This window comes from Aureitalea sp. L0-47 (assembly GCF_026126405.1).
Taxonomy (GTDB): Bacteria; Bacteroidota; Bacteroidia; order Flavobacteriales; family Flavobacteriaceae; genus Pukyongia.
Genome location: NZ_JAFMTQ010000004.1, coordinates 72,061 through 87,588 on the forward strand (window position 1 = coordinate 72,061; position 15,528 = coordinate 87,588).

Sequence of the window (15,528 nt, forward strand, 5' to 3'; positions counted from 1 at the left end):
TAGATTGTTTTGTAAAAGTAAAATGCTGATCGCATTTTCTTTTTCATCCAATTTTCCATCGCTTGGCCACACCATAAAAAGCAATCACTTTTGCTTTCCTTATAAATCTTCCATTATTCAGATTACTTGTGCTGGAAAAAGTTTTGACCACTTTCTTGATTGCGATTCGCAACAGCATAAAATTTTGCCGTTGTAAAAATTTCTATGCCCTTGCTCGTATCTGCTTCTAAATAAAGCTTTTTAGTAATTGTCTCGAAAAATTATGTCAAATAAAAGTTGATATGCTTCAATAATAAGATTCTTTCCTTTCTTTTTCCTTGATGAAAAAGAAACAAAAAATCAAGAAGAAAATAAGCTTCCACGCGCCCTTTGTGTCTATTGGCTTCGCCACCGGGCGCTCCACGCCCCTACTCACAGCCCGGGACCACGGCTCTATAAGTAAGACACAAATTCACGCCAACGCCGGCCCGCATTTTCTTCAGGCCACTGCGCTCGCCTATTGTTTGAATGAATATTATGATGCTTTCTTATTTCTGTTATTAGAGTGCGGATGAATTCCACCGCCTTTCCATTCCCCTGAAATATGCCAATTCTCATAATGATACAGCCATAAACTTATCCAAGGAATTATACAATCTGCGATTAACATCTTTGAATTAAATTCCTGATACTTTGGGAAATACAAGCATAATTCATTTAATGAGTAAATATGGGGGATTTTTTCATTATTAAAGTTTCTTTTCAACACAGGGTTCAGAATATTAACTTTTGGACGTCTACCCAATTTATATCTTAACTTAAAAGAATAACTGACACTTCTTGAAGTAGGTTTTATTATTCCTTTGCAGACAACACAATCTCTTAAAAGCCTAAGGTTGAATTTCGGGTAACTTTTTTTTAGAGCTATATATTGCTCTGACAAAGTATAATTCTTTTGTTTATTCACCTCCGTAAAATGTATTTTCTTTTATTGGTTTCATGGTAGCTGAAGTTGATCCTGCTATAATACCTGTGGTGGTATTTATCCCAATATTTCTAGTTTTCCTTGCTTTTTCTAGTAAATCTACTTGTGAATCTTGAGCTCTCAAGAAGGCTTTTTCACCAAATAACCCTTTTATTGTTTTAGCTTCCTCGATAACTCCATTCTCGTCTTTTAAAATTTTCCATTGTTCATCTAAATGAAGTATAAACTTTCTAAATTGTTCATACAATTCAGGCTCCTTAACATCATCCCATTTGTCGCTGAAATCTTCTTGAGGGTTAACTGGATTCAAAATTTTCAAACGATTTCCGACTAAACCTGCGGCATTAAAATTTTGTTTTATTTTGATAATAATGTTTTCAATAGCGTCAAAAATCGAATCATCGCCTTGATAAAATTCTCCAGCAATAGTCGTTAGTATTATACTCGACGTTGCCATTTTTGGATTTGTTTTGAAATATTCATCTCGATACATCTTAATTAGCTGAACTGCTCTCTGCAAAGGTTTCTTTTTAGAAAACTCATCAGCCGGCAAATCTTCCATAGCGTAGGCCTTTTCTAGTAAAGTAGTTTTCGCAAGATTAGATTTTTCAATAAACCAATTGCCATACCCTCTAGGATTGCTAGATGTCCAATCTCCTAATTCTCTATCTGGCACGACTAATTTATCTTCATCATAGCTAGTTTCTTGACATCCAGGTAGTATATCCATATGAAAATCACCAGCGTAGTTTAATCGAACACATCTATTTTTTAATTCAACTTTATCCTTATATCTATCACTATTTTGAAGAACTCTTTTTAATTGGTTGTAAATATATTGCGGTGTATAGTTCTTCCAATCTATAACAATATGAACAACTATGTCTAAATCAAATTCATTCTTTCCTGTAGGCTTAACGGTTGTTCCAATACGAACTGAGCCTTGTGGGTATATTTCAAAAGTTGCATCTTTAAAAAACTTATCATCTTCATTAAGTAAACTCTCAATGGCACGATAAGCCGATTCCATCCTTTCTTTTCTTGTGTCGTCTAACTGAATTTGTTCAGCTATTCTAGCTAACAAATCATCTAGTTGTGCGCTTCTATTTTTAAATAATATCATTCTTTACTCCATTTTAAATTTAATACCCATTTAGCATGAGGTCCAATATTGTATTCAGTATTTAAATCATCTCCATTATAGCCTAAACTATTTATTTTTTTGGCACTAGCCCATTTAATATATTCAGTATCGCCTTTGGATAAAAGATCTTTTAATTCCATGAGCTGCGGTTCATTTGGTATCAGCTCTAAAACATCATACTGCAAAATCTCCCAGCAATTCCAACCAGATTCAATTGGCGCTCTTTTTAAAGGAGTCTGGACTGATTTTATAAATCTGTATTTGACAAATGGGAAGTTTTTCTTTTTAAGAACTCGTTTGTCTGCTTTACCACCAAGCAATTCCTCATAAAATTCTCTCCAATGAGATATCTCACGATCTTTTTCGCTGTTAAACCAATCAAGAAACTTTAATGCATTTCTTGCTGGAACGAACACAGCCAAATCTCCTTTTTTTAAGCCACCGGTTTTCATTCTCAAATCATCAGTAGCTCCTAATTTTTTTAAAATGCTATAAGTCTCAGGTAACCTTTTATATTTCCCCCCTACGTGTTGATACCAATTCCAATTTGGATTGGCATTTTGTACCAAAAGAAATTTATCATCAACCTTAATTAAATATTGATATGACATTGAAAATCTAATGTATTTTCCAAATAGGCCGATCCAAAAGGAATGCAATGCCAATTTTAGTCTTCTCCTGTTACCGTAAAAGAAATCAAAACCATCTATGACTAAAACGGTAATAAGCAAAATAAATCCACCACCTACAAACTCAGGATGAAGAGATTCATCTATATTAAGCCCGATTATTATAAGAACTAAAGCAACTAGTATTTTTAGAATAAATCTCTTCATGAAAAAAAATTATCCTTTTGGAGGAAAGTTATCGTTACCAAAACTATCTTTCTGCCTAATTTGGCCTTTTTGGTTATGAACTAAAAGTTCTGATTTTTGATTTTTCGCAATATTTCTAGCTACATTAATTGCTTCCTTTTGAGTAGAAGTAACTTTTGTTGCCTTTTGATTCCCTGCTCCTTTAACTGCCCAACCTTTACCATGTGGAACTACGTGTTGATTCTTTTTCATTATTTACATTTTAAATTTTTATTATACTTTCTACAATTCCTTGTATCTTAAATTCCCTTGTTAATATAATTGGCTGATGCTCTTTAGTTGTTGATTTTGGTAACAATACAATATGGTCTCCATTATTTTTAAATTCCTTTATTGTAGCTTCATCATCAATTAAGGCCACTACTCTATCACCATCTTCAGCATTTAGTTCCTTTCTTATTAATACTAAATCTCCATCATCTATATTCGCTTTGTTCATTGAGTCACCCGAAGCTCGAAGAATAAAATACTTTTTACCCCTTCTAATGAGCTTTGTTGAAACAGAAATTTCCGTTTCAATATTTTCTTCAGCAAAAAGAGGAAATCCACAAGCAACATTTCCTACCACTGGTATGCTTACCATTTTTTCATACTCTTCTTCATCTTCAGCAACTTTCAGATTTGTTGGCTGCATTGAATCATATTTTTCTTTAGAAGTACGGCTTTCTAACAATTCAGCAACTGCAACATCTAATATTTTTGCAATCTTGAACAAATCTTCAAGACTTGGTTGTCTCCTATTTTGGACATAAGAGTTAACCATATTGTAACTCTTTTCTAACCTTTCAGCCAACCAAGTTTGCTTAATACCTTTGCTTTCTAAAACTTCCTTTATACGATTCATTTTAATGTATTGATTTACAGAAACAAATTTAACATTTAGTGTTTTAATATCTCATAGAATGAGATATATTTTGTCAACAAAATGATATAACTTGTTAACAAGAATAAAATATATCATCAATAAAATGGGAAAGGCTCTCTTTCGAGAGCCTTTCTTGCGGAGAGTATGGGATTCGAACCCATGGAACCAATTAAGGTTCGGCTGATTATAAATCAGCTGCATTAGACCGCTCTGCCAACTCCGAAAAGATTATTATTCCTTTCGGAAATGTAGAAAACTAAATCTCCGCAAAAGATGTTTATTAATATTTAAACTACTCATCCAATTCTAATTCTTGTGTTACAAAACCACCGTGTTTTAGTTCATTACCATCAAACCATTTACAGCCAACATCATTACCATTAATTTGATATATGGTCATGCTAGGACCTCCTGCTTTTAAGACAACTACATCTCCAACTTTTAATTCATCCATTATTAATAGTTTTATTATTTATATTCCTTGTATGAGTCAAATTCTATACCAATGAAATATTTTTATCTAATCACAATATAGTGTGACATATTGTCAATATTTAATAAAAATAAATGAATAAATGTCATATTTTAAGTTAATTTATGTCATTCTACACACATTCCCCTTCCCTCCTACCTCGGGTCGGGAAAAGAGTGTTCGATTCGATTTTTTAAGAAGATTTTTTAAGAAAACTTTTTGATAAAGATTGTGCAAATCGATTTTGCTTTTACCCAAGCAAAGTTACATAACGCTGAACATTATAGTACATTTATAGCAAATGGGCGTATACGCCAGTATTTTACATAATTGTAGATATCGACGGCGAGGGCTATATCGTCGACAATTATGTAAAAGCCCATTTGCGCCTCACTAATCCAACTGTAGCTATAATTCTATATTATATCAAATAGAGCCTCATGCATAAATTTAATATTCCGGATAACTTATAAGAATCTTTGAAATATTGCATTCCAGGAGTTCCGTCGCTATGTGCAATTTATACATTGATAGGTTCCACAGTATATTCCCTGAATAAGCCTTGATATGTTAATGGATTTCTAGCTACCCTATGGGCATCCCGCCCAGCTGCTAAGGCTAGAATATCAGCATGCCTGTCGTTAATAGCGTGTAGATGTCCCATTTCATGACAGAGTTCATGAATTATTAGATCTGCCATGCGGTTGCCACTACCGTTAAAAAAATCTTCACACATATGGAAGCGAATCACAGGACTGATATATCTAGCACCTCGACTAGCTCCACGCCTGGTATCGGCGCAGATAAAATCTTCTTGCTCGTGAAATACAACTAAAATTCGCCTGTTTTCCAACCATTTACGAAGTTTTGATACACGTCTCGCTATTCTTCTTAGCCTTCCCCGCTTCTGAATACCTATCCATTTTTTAATTTTACCATAATCATGAATGGCTCTTTTCCTTCTGCGCCGTGGTACGTTCATTAATGCGTTAAAGTCTTGTTCAACCAGACGTTGTATTACTAAAGCATGTCTAAATGCTGCTCTAATAATATTCTTTTGATCTTCAGAAAGGCTGTTTGATCGATCCCTAAATACTATTTTTGCCATGGTACTCAATTTTCAATTTTTTACTTTCTACTTTGGTGTCATTAAAATCGTGGTTGATATACCTAAATGATCAGACATAAAACCAATTTTGTCTAAATCTTTAGCATCTGACGGCCGAATGGTAAATGGACGTCTCGGTCGTGTAAAATCAATAGTGAAAGATGTATTCAATCTACGTCCATTCACAAACACATGATCAATGGCGGTGGGTTTATGCTCAGTAATTCTTGTATTCGGTATAACCTTGTCATCACAATACAATGGAAATTCTGGATCTACCACTGGCCTATTTGACATTAAGGGTGATGTGGTTAAATTACTGGTAAATCCCGGGGTGCCATTTCTAGTTTGCCATAAATCCTTAAAACCAAGGACTAAGAGCAAGTCTCGCATTAAATTAAAACCTGTCTTAGCTCCAATTCGAGTTCTACTCACCGTGCCATTAGGAAGAACTCGACGACCAACAGCTAGTTGCAGATGACTAGGAAGTGATCGCGTTACCGACCAACTTAGTACCTCTTCCGCTCTCAGAAGATTACCACGCTGGAAGCGGTCCAGATTAAAATCTCCACATAAAATATTATTATTAAGACCTTCTCGACCTGGCCTCGAATCGTCACCAACAACCTTATTTTTGGTTTCCCAAATAAATTTAATTAACTCAATTATCTGTTTGTTTTTGGCGTCACCAGCTGCGTTCATATGGGTATTGTAGATATTCAGACTGCTAGGTGTTCTTGAAGAGTCACTTGAGATTGGTGTGAATACAGTTAATAAACAGCCTTTATCAGCACGCTTATCGCTTCCCGATTCATATTTAAACTCATAGAAATGACTTTTCCTTATCTCATGTGTTTTAGACAGAGTTAGCAGTCCCGCAGATTTCAACATACTAAATGCATTAATCATCGCTCCCCTTCCTGATTTATGGGCAACATGAGAATTATCTGGCCATTGTTTTAAGAGATCCTTTCTCTCTTCTTTATGCCAAACTTCGGATAAACAGCAAATATCAAAGTTATCTGCAGTAAAACGGCCTATTTCGGTATCTCTATATTCCACAGCTGGTTTTCTTCCTTTACCCGGAATGTCCATTAAATAGGTATTAAACATGAAGAACTTTTGAACAATTTGATCAGGATGATTATGTCGTCTCCATACTTCTGCATAACCATGACCTTCTTCCAATAAGTGCATGTTGAACAAGTCTCTTAAGCCAGTGGCTGGTTCAACTGGATCCATGAAGGCTGCTATATCTCTAAAATTATCTCTCATGACTTATGTAATTAACGACGCTCTAAAGTGTCAATTCGTCTTTTAAGGGTATCTATTTCGCGTTTCATTGCTGAAATAGTATCGACCAGAGAAGTGTGTCCGTATAGTCTGCGCAACTTATTTAGTTCCAGCGCATCTGAAAATAACTTTCCCTTAATTGTTACACCTCCAGGATAATCGCCATTAAAGTTTATGGTTAGTCCGTCATTTGTGTTATGAACCATTGCTCGCCTGTGACCAGATCCTTGTCTCCTTTTGGGACTATCAAGTTTAATATCATGCGCTTGAATGAATAGTTCGTTTCCTTCAAACTGAAGTGTACCCCGCTTTAATAATTTAATATCGCTTTCCATATTTAAAATGTGTTATTAATTAATGAAAATTCTAAAATCGAAATTAATTCATTATAAATCTGACACTTATAACGTACGTAACAATGATCGTAACATTTGTAACATTCAGGAAATACAGCTAAATAAAGCTTCCTTCGAATAGAATAATCACTGTTCGATCACTGTAGTTCGAGTTTTTAGCTTTAGAATAAGTCGCTTTTATAGTAGCAGTCTGTTCGCTCGCCACTTCCCTATCTTGAGATTTAGGAACTTGCGATCCCTTCTAGTTTTGTAAACATTGTTCAATAAGCTTTTGTGATAAATTCTTGAAAAAACGGTAGTAGGACTTTTAACTTTTAACCAAAGCTCAAGTTACATTTCGGCTTTAATCAGGGTAAACTCCTCCCTCCTTCTCCGCCATAGGCGGATTAGGAGGACAAGCCCTCAATATTTAGACTTCTCTCCTAAGAACTTCGAGGGGAGAGCTCCTTAAGACTGTTCGAATATTACTAAGCCCTATCCCCAACACCAACAACGAGATTCCCGGCAGAAAGACCAGGAAGGGAATTACGGAGGGTACAAAAGGCTCATTAAAGACCAGTACAGCAAGCAACAGGCTGCTTACCAGGGCCAGGAGTATGCCGCCCAGGCTTCCTAAGACTCCTAAGAACAGGTATTCCAGGGCCGAGATCTTTAAGATTTGCTTGTTGGTAGCGCCCAGGGTTCGCAATAAAACACTTTCGCGTATGCGCTGGTATTTGCTGGTGCGTACGGAGCCTATCAAGACAATGATGCCGGTAAGTATGCTAAAGAAGGCCATAAAGTTGATGATCCAGGTGATCTTGTCCAGGATGTCTTCTATGATGTTATACACCTGCCGCAGATCGATCACCGACACATTGGGGTATTTGGCAACCAGCTCACGCTGGAAAGCCGCAGAGGTTTCTTCGTTGGGTGCATTGGTGGTCAATACATTAAACTGTGGAGCGTTTTCCAAAACCCCTTTGGGAAATACGATGGAGAAGTTAAGCTGCAGTCGGGCCCAGTCTACCTCCCGTATGCTGCCCACCGTGGTTTCCATCAACACTCCCTGCACATTAAAAACGATGGTATCCCCTACCTTCACCCTGGCGTCTGCCGCGAGGTTGTCGGAAATGGAGATCTTTACCTGTTCATCCGGACCTTGTTCAGGAACCCACTCCCCTCCTACCAGTAATTCAGAAGGAATAAGCGAATCCCTATAAGTTGTCCTGAATTCATGACTCAGTATCCATCTTCTCACCTGTCGTGTGCTGTCCTGCCTTAACGCATTAACCAATTTCCCCTTAATGCTGTGCATACGCATGGTGACCAGTGGGATATTGTCAATGGCTTTTAGCTCATTGGCATCAAAGATCTCCAATACACCGGCTACCTGTCCGGGCTGCACGTCCAGGGCAATAAGATTCGCATTCGCTGAAGTCTCTCCAATACTGGTCTTGGCCAGCAGGATGTCCTTGGTGAAATACAGGGTGCTTATTAAAAAGGTACCTAAGCCAATGGCCACGATCAATACCAGGGTTTGGTTATTGGGCCTGAATAAGTTCAGTAAACTCTGGCGCACGGTATACTTCGCTCTCTTTGGGAAGAATGTTTTTACCCACTTCATGGACAATTTAGCGATTCCGGCCAGGATGGCAAAGGTCACCAAAACTCCCAGCGTAAAGGCGAGTGCGTACCACATATACCTGAGTAACCAGTAAGAGAATAGGTATAGAAAAATAACGATCACCGTAATTATGATAAAACGGGCTTCCTGAGACTTTTCAGAGGGAGCTCCGCCTATGCGAAGCACTTCCAGTGGCGATACATACCAGGTGCGCATGAGTGGCAGGAGCGCAAACAACACCGACATAAAGAAGCCGAGTAAGACACCCATCACTATGGGCGGTATGGTGATCCTGATCTCAACATCGAAAGGCAGGAATTCCTGTAAAATAAAGGGGAATAGCTCCTGCAGACCAACACCTATACCTGTTCCAATGATCCCTCCAATGATCCCGATCCCTGCTATCTGGAGCAGATAGATCATAAAACTCTGTCGCCTGGAGGCGCCCATGCATTTTAAAACGGCAATGGCCTTTAATTTTTCTTTGATGTAGATATTCACCGAACTAGCGATCCCCACACATCCTAATAGCAAAGCAATAAAAGCTGCTAGGTTCAGGAATTTGCTAACGTTCTCATAACCACGTCCCAATCGGGCACTGGTGCTTGTGTGTGTGTCGAGGTCGGCATTCTCATCGTCCAGTATGGGATCCAGGAACTCATCCATGGCGTCAAGGTCGGCATCAGGGTCCTTGTAGAAGAACTGGTATTCTTTCCGACTGCCAAATTGTATAAGCTCTGTGGCTTCTATGTATCGATGTGGGATGACCACCGGCGGGGCCACCGAAGTGGAAATAGCCGAACTGCCGGGAATGGCTTTTAAGGAGCCGGCTATGGGCAATGTCACCTCCCCTACTTTTATGGAATCACCGGGCTTTACATTGAACTGTAGCATTAGGGTGGCATCTACCAGCGCTCCGCCGGATTGCTGATATGTATCAGCGGCCGCTACCGGCTGAGTGTCGATCTCCCCGTAAAACGGGAAGTCGCCCTGCAGTCCGCGAACTCGCACCAGCTTGGTACCTCCGTTCTTCGGAAAGGCGATCATGGACACAAAATTCACTTCAAAGGCGTCGGGCTCCAATGAATCGATGATAGCCTGTGCCCTTTCGTTGGGTTCCTGCTGACTGTCGATGATGTAATCTGCACCCATCAGCGCTTTGGATTGCCGCTGGATGTTTTCCTTGAGATTTGTACTGAATAGCTGAATAGAAACCACCGCCGCTATACCCAGCACGATCGAAGCCATAAAGAGGAAGAGTCTAACCCTACTCGCTTTTGCATCTCGCCAGGCCATTTTTACCAGCCAGGCAATGTTGTTTTTGGATGTTAGTTGGGGTTGGCTCAAACTATGGCTGTAGGTTCGTTGGTAAGTATTCGTCCGCCTTTGAGTCGGAGGATCTGCTGGGTTCTGTTAGCCAGGTCGAGGTCGTGAGAAATGATAACCAGAGTGGTGCCTGCCTCTTTGTTGAGTTCGAACAGGAGTTGAATGACTCGCTCCCCGGTTTCTTCATCTAAGTTCCCGGTGGGTTCATCGGCAAACAATATGGAAGGGGTGTTCGAGAACGCTCTTGCCAGGGCCACCCGTTGCTGTTCCCCTCCCGATAGTTGGGAAGGATAGTGATGGGTCCGGTCTCCCAATCCAACTTTCTCCAGCAAAGTTTTGGCTCTTTCGGCAGCATCCTTGGCGCCCTGTAGTTCCAAAGGAACACTAACATTCTCAAGTGCGGTAAGGGTTGGCAGCAATTGAAAATTCTGAAAAATAAATCCTACTTCCTTATTCCGCAACTGGGCGCGTTCGTCTTCGTTGAGAGAATTCATATCGTAGCCACAGAGCTCCACGCTGCCTTTATCGGGCTTATCCAGACCAGCACATAATCCCAGCAAGGTGGTTTTTCCACTACCGGATGGCCCGACGATGGAAAATGTTTGTCCTTTCTCCACTTCAAAAGAAACATCCTGCAGGACCGTTAATTCTTTGGAACCGCTGGTATATCGCTTTTCCAGCCCGTTTATCTTTAATATCTTTGACATATAATTGATCTTACCTAAACTGCTTCATTCGATGCCTGAAAATAAACATTTGGATTTAAATCTCACCGCTTCGCCTACCTCTAAAATCATAAAATTTTGTTATTTCATCCTGGTACTGTTCCTACTTGGGTGCGGGAACGATAAAAACGTACAGAAACCGGAGGACACAACGAATAACACGGAAACTGAAACAACAGCTTCAGAAACCAAAACCAAAACCATACTCTGCTTTGGGGATAGTATCACGGCCGGTTACGGACTGGACGATACCAACGATGCGTTTCCGGGGGTACTTCAAACAAGGATCGATTCCCTGGACCTCGACTATGTGGTGGTAAATTCCGGTTTGAGCGGTGAGACTACGGCAGGTGGCCGAAGTCGGATTGAATGGGTACTCAACCAGGATATAGATATTTTCCTTTTAGAACTGGGCGGTAATGACGGCTTACGAGGCGTTCCCTTAACGGAGACCCGTGCTAACCTGCAGGCCATCATGGACGCAGTTCGGGAAAAAGATCCAGAAACCACAATTATACTAGCTGGTATGGAGCTCCCTCCAAATATGGGTCAGGAGTACACTGCGGAATTCAGAGCTATCTTCGCAGAGCTTGCCGAGGCGAACAACGTATTGTTCATCCCTTTTATTCTGAAAGATGTGGGCGGCATAGCGGAGTTAAACCAGAATGATGGCATCCACCCTACTGTTGAAGGCCATGCGATCGTGGCGAATACGGTTTGGGAGGCATTGGAGACTGTAATAGTTCAATAAAATAGAAAGCTTTCAGCAAAACCTTTTCAAGCTATTCCGCTTTATTCCTTGGTTCCCATTTTAAAAAATATTTGAGCAAATTCGCAATTACCCTTAGTTTCTAAAAGTTCTTTGAATTCGTTCTCGGCAAGTGGATTGTCTTCTAAGTTCGCATCCGAAAGAATTTTGTTAAGGTTGCTGCAACCATCAATTTCAGCTAGAGATTGATCGAATTGCTCCAATGTTTTGCCATCTTTCATTATCTGCTCTATTTCACCAGGATTTTCCTCAAGATATTTTGTGAAATTTTCCATTGCTTTTTCCTCACCCAAGGCATCCATTTCTCTCACCATTTCTTTGATCTGAGGGTGTAAGTCGGTCATAAGAGAATTTACACAACCGCAAAGCATATCGATCCTTTCTTCATTAGTATATTGAGTTTCTGAATCGGGTTCTTGTGCTAAATTGTGGTGTGGAAAACTGAATAATGCTAAACCAATAATTAAATAAAGAAGCTGTTTTTTCAAAAGAATAAATTTTTAGTGAGCTGAAAAGTTAGTCATTTCCAACGAATGAAATTGTTTTACGATAAAATTTATCGAAATTTTGATGAGGTTTGATTGCTTTGCTATTCCAATTACAGATAAAAATGGATTGGTTATATTCCCACTCGGAATTCTCCCAGCCAATTAATGGATAAAAAAAAGAAATTCGGAACTTTTGAAGGTGTATTTACGCCTTCCATCTTAACTATTTTAGGCGTTATCATGTATATGCGCCTGGGATGGGTTGTAGGTAATGCCGGCCTTATCGGTACTATTGCCATCATACTAATTGCTCATCTTATCGCGGTTACCACTGGTTTAAGTGTTTCTTCTGTAGCTACTGATAAAAAAATTGGCGCCGGTGGTATTTATTATGTCCTATCGCGAAGTATGGGGGTTCCAATTGGAGGTTCTATAGGTATTGCTTTAGCGGTAGGAACTGCATTTTCAATTGCCTTATATCTAATAGGGTTCGCAGAAAGCCTGAATGCTTTTTTTGGATTTGGCCTCACTCCGAATGATCTTCGATTAACAGGTACGCTGGCACTGGTATCGCTTACTGTGCTGGCATTAATTAGTACGTCACTTGCTCTTAAAGCGCAATACATCATCCTGGCGGCCATCATTGTTTCACTGGTTTCAATCTTTATAGGGTCATCAGAATTTACAGTAGATAGCATCCCTCTTTTTTCCACAACAGATTCGGTCCCGCTCGAGATTGTTTTTGCTGTATTTTTCCCTGCTGTTACAGGTTTTACTGCTGGGATAGCCTTGAGTGGCGATCTTAAAGATCCTAAAAAGTCTATTCCCCGGGGAACGCTATTTGCCATTGGTACTGGTCTCACAGTCTATCTTGGACTTGCAGCTTTCCTCGCTTTTACGGTAGATCCTGAAATGCTTAAAAGCGACTACAATATTTTAATGAAAATAGCATTCTTTGCCCCTGCCGTAGTTGCAGGTATCTGGGGTGCTACCCTATCCTCTGCTCTTGGTGGTATTCTAGGAGGCCCCAGGATTATTCAAGCGATGTCCATTGATAAGATCACACCCAGGCTATTTGGTTTTGGTAAGGGAAAGAATAAAGAGCCGGTAAATGCGCTACTTTTGGTTTTTGTCATTGCTGAAGCGGGTATTTTAATTGGTGAATTGGATATTATTGCTCGTGTGGTTTCCATGTTCTATCTAACTGCCTATGGCTTTATCAATATTTCTTTTTTCCTGGAGAGTTGGGCAAACCCTGACTTTCAACCCTCATTTAAAATTAAGCGCTGGATCGGCCTGTTGGGCTTTATAGCTTGTTTTATCGTCATGTTCAAGCTGGACATGATTGCGATGTTCGTAGCCCTGGCGGTTATTGGAGGTTTATATTTTGGATTGCAACGTAAAGAAGTGAAATTACAATCCAATGATGTGTGGCGTAGCGTTTGGGAAAACATCGTGAACAAGGGATTGAAAAGAATTGATGCACAGGAAGATGAAAACACAAACTGGAACCCGAATATCATACTCTTTAGCGGTGAGAGTGAACACCAGTATTATCTATTGGAACTTTGCAAGACCATTTCCGGTCGGACGGGTATTGTGACCAATTTCAAGCTCATTTTAGACAAGAAAAATACCAAGCCCTTAAAGAGAACCGAACAGGTGATCAGAGATGAAAGATTCGCAGATCTTGGGATCTTTGCCAGACAAATAAAGGTTGATAATATTTATACAGGGATCACTAATATCGCCACTACTTTCGGTTTTTCCGGGGTGGAACCGAATTCCATAATGATGGGTTGGCCCAAAGGCCTTGAGCATTCTACAGAATATGCTAAAATGACAGAAACGCTGTTATACTTAGATTATAATCTATTGTACCTGGATTTCGATAAAAAGAAAAAATTTGGGGAGTATCATACTGTTGATTTTTGGTGGAGGGAGACAGACAGCAAGAATGCCGAAATGATGCTGAATATTGCGCGATTCATAATTGCCTCACCAAGATGGAATAACCCACATATTCGAGTACTCTTTGTTAATAATAACAATGTTGATATTGAAGTTATCCATTCAAAAATTTCGGCAGTGGTGGAAGATTTAAGAGTTAATGTTGAAATTACCATTATCAATAATGCTGTAGAACAAGAAGCATTTTACAGTTTAATAAAACAATACTCCAAAACTACAGAGCTAACAGTAATCGGTATCCCTAACTATCAGATTGAAAAACAAGCAGCTTTTGTACTCAAAACAAATGATTTATTCGAAACCATAGGGTCCACACTCCTGGTGAAGGCAGCTAATAATTTCAATGTACTGGATCTGGATTTTGATTAGAAAGCGCAACTAAAACTGCCGATTGAAGGAAGAACCTGTAAGGCACTAACTAGGTGCTATTAATTACATTTCTTTTCGACCCCTACTCTATGCTGATCCCCAACTTAGCTGCGAGCTCATCGGTAACATTCATGGTTTCCATTCCATATAGAATGGTAGGAACACCATTACCCGAGCTGTTATTGATAATATATGTGAAATTACCTTCACGAGCTACTTCGTCAATCTTTTCTTGTATCCTGTTTGTTATTGGTGCCAGCAATTCTTCCCTTTTTCTTAGGAGTTTAAACTCGGCTTCCTGAGCTTCTTTTTGAATTTCCTCCTCGAGTCTCTGAATTTCTGCTACACGTCGCTGATCTTCATCTGCACTTAAGCCGGATTCCTTCTTTTTGGAATATTCCTGAAGTTTTGACTGGTAATTGGTTTGCTTCACTTGCAACTTCTGTGTGAGGGATGCTTCGAAGTTGCTAAGCTTGTTCTCAACCGATTTCACCTCGGGCATGTAGGCCATTAAAAGTTCCACATTAGTGTACCCCATTTTGGTCTGTGCATCAACTGCAGATACCATCCCAATGACAAGAAGCAATCCCAGTATATAAATTTTTTGTTTCATATTGCTCAAGGATTAATTTCCACTTGGAATTTGGATTCCCAATTCTTTCATTATTTTTTCGGTCATATCATGCTCTTCCGGACCGTATAGTATGGTGGAAACCCCGGCAGAAGTAGTCTGATTCATGATATAGGTAAAACCATTTTCCTCTGCGACCTTATCTATAGCATTCTGTAATTTATTCAGGATGGGCTCAAGCAGTTCCTGTCGTTTAATCATTAGTTGTTGTTCCGATTCCTGTGCGAATTTTTTTACTTCACTATCGAGTTGCATCAGTTCATTTTCCCGTCTCTTTCCTTCCTCTCCTGACAGACCTCCGGACTCCTTTAATTTAAGATACTCGGTGTATTTACCTTTCATATAATCATCCTTGGCCTTTAACTTTTCCGCTAGCTTTTTTTGGAAGGATTGAAGAGACTGCTCCATACTCTTAGCCTCGGGCATATAAGCAAGTAACAATTCAGCATTCGTATAGCCTACCTTTACATCCTGGCCATAGCTGATGTTCATGATTAGCATGCAGGCCAGGCATGCCATCACGGTAGTAAAATTTCTCATAGTTTGAATTTATTTTTATTTCTGAA

General features: G+C 39.4%; 15 protein-coding genes and 1 tRNA gene. 2 read left to right on the forward strand and 14 right to left on the reverse strand.

What is annotated here, in order from left to right; translation table 11 throughout:
* Nucleotides 1-938 precede the first annotated feature (938 nt).
* The 11 genes from J1N09_RS06115 to J1N09_RS06165 all read right to left on the reverse strand — a co-directional run bounded on the left by J1N09_RS06115 (nt 939) and on the right by J1N09_RS06165 (nt 10,716).
* Nucleotides 939-2,087: a nucleotidyltransferase gene (locus J1N09_RS06115; RefSeq protein WP_265198959.1), complete on the reverse strand. Its 1,149-nt coding sequence runs from the start codon at nt 2,085-2,087 to the stop codon at nt 939-941.
* The gene (locus J1N09_RS06120) at nt 2,084-2,944 is read right to left on the reverse strand and encodes a hypothetical protein (RefSeq protein WP_265198961.1); all 861 of its coding nucleotides are present in this window, start codon (nt 2,942-2,944) and stop codon (nt 2,084-2,086) included. The genes J1N09_RS06115 and J1N09_RS06120 overlap by 4 nt, the downstream gene beginning before the upstream one ends.
* A 9-nt stretch (nt 2,945-2,953) precedes the next feature.
* On the reverse strand, nt 2,954-3,175 hold the full coding sequence (locus J1N09_RS06125; protein WP_265198962.1) for a DUF2188 domain-containing protein: 222 nt from the start codon (nt 3,173-3,175) through the stop codon (nt 2,954-2,956).
* A 10-nt stretch (nt 3,176-3,185) separates the two neighbouring features.
* Nucleotides 3,186-3,827 (reverse strand): transcriptional repressor LexA, encoded by a 642-nt coding sequence (gene lexA / locus J1N09_RS06130; RefSeq protein WP_265198963.1) that lies wholly within the window; start codon nt 3,825-3,827, stop codon nt 3,186-3,188.
* A gap of 157 nt (nt 3,828-3,984) precedes the next feature.
* A tRNA-Ile gene (locus tag J1N09_RS06135) sits at nt 3,985-4,069 on the reverse strand.
* Between the two features lie 71 nt (nt 4,070-4,140).
* A complete protein-coding gene (locus J1N09_RS06140) occupies nt 4,141-4,302 on the reverse strand; it encodes a DUF2158 domain-containing protein (RefSeq protein WP_265198964.1) in 162 nt (53 codons plus the stop codon).
* 538 nt (nt 4,303-4,840) lie between these two features.
* The gene (locus tag J1N09_RS06145; RefSeq protein WP_265198966.1) at nt 4,841-5,428 is read right to left on the reverse strand and encodes a hypothetical protein; all 588 of its coding nucleotides are present in this window, start codon (nt 5,426-5,428) and stop codon (nt 4,841-4,843) included.
* Between the two features lie 27 nt (nt 5,429-5,455).
* Complete coding sequence (locus J1N09_RS06150) at nt 5,456-6,703, reverse strand: hypothetical protein (protein WP_265198967.1); 1,248 nt, start codon at nt 6,701-6,703, stop codon at nt 5,456-5,458.
* An 11-nt stretch (nt 6,704-6,714) separates the two neighbouring features.
* Nucleotides 6,715-7,056, reverse strand: coding sequence for a hypothetical protein (locus tag J1N09_RS06155; RefSeq protein ID WP_265198969.1), 342 nt, complete (start codon nt 7,054-7,056; stop codon nt 6,715-6,717).
* 430 nt (nt 7,057-7,486) lie between these two features.
* The gene (locus tag J1N09_RS06160) at nt 7,487-9,979 is read right to left on the reverse strand and encodes an ABC transporter permease (protein ID WP_265199183.1); all 2,493 of its coding nucleotides are present in this window, start codon (nt 9,977-9,979) and stop codon (nt 7,487-7,489) included.
* Nucleotides 9,980-10,026: 47 nt separating this feature from the next.
* A complete protein-coding gene (locus tag J1N09_RS06165) occupies nt 10,027-10,716 on the reverse strand; it encodes an ABC transporter ATP-binding protein (protein WP_265198971.1) in 690 nt (229 codons plus the stop codon).
* 31 nt (nt 10,717-10,747) lie between these two features.
* Here J1N09_RS06165 and J1N09_RS06170 point away from each other — a divergent pair, with 31 nt between their 5' ends.
* Nucleotides 10,748-11,485: an arylesterase gene (locus tag J1N09_RS06170; RefSeq protein WP_265198973.1), complete on the forward strand. Its 738-nt coding sequence runs from the start codon at nt 10,748-10,750 to the stop codon at nt 11,483-11,485.
* A gap of 41 nt (nt 11,486-11,526) precedes the next feature.
* Here the strand turns inward: J1N09_RS06170 and J1N09_RS06175 are convergent, their stop codons facing one another.
* Nucleotides 11,527-11,991, reverse strand: coding sequence for a hypothetical protein (locus J1N09_RS06175; protein ID WP_265198976.1), 465 nt, complete (start codon nt 11,989-11,991; stop codon nt 11,527-11,529).
* A 165-nt stretch (nt 11,992-12,156) separates the two neighbouring features.
* Here J1N09_RS06175 and J1N09_RS06180 point away from each other — a divergent pair, with 165 nt between their 5' ends.
* A complete protein-coding gene (locus tag J1N09_RS06180; protein ID WP_265198978.1) occupies nt 12,157-14,331 on the forward strand; it encodes an amino acid permease in 2,175 nt (724 codons plus the stop codon).
* A gap of 82 nt (nt 14,332-14,413) precedes the next feature.
* Here J1N09_RS06180 and J1N09_RS06185 read toward each other — a convergent pair whose 3' ends face one another.
* Together J1N09_RS06185 and J1N09_RS06190 are read right to left on the reverse strand one after the other, a co-directional pair.
* Nucleotides 14,414-14,944, reverse strand: coding sequence for an OmpH family outer membrane protein (locus J1N09_RS06185; RefSeq protein WP_265198979.1), 531 nt, complete (start codon nt 14,942-14,944; stop codon nt 14,414-14,416).
* Between the two features lie 12 nt (nt 14,945-14,956).
* Nucleotides 14,957-15,502 carry an OmpH family outer membrane protein gene (locus tag J1N09_RS06190; protein ID WP_265198981.1) on the reverse strand — a complete coding sequence of 182 codons (546 nt, stop codon included), beginning with the start codon at nt 15,500-15,502 and terminating at the stop codon, nt 14,957-14,959.
* Nucleotides 15,503-15,528: the final 26 nt, after the last annotated feature.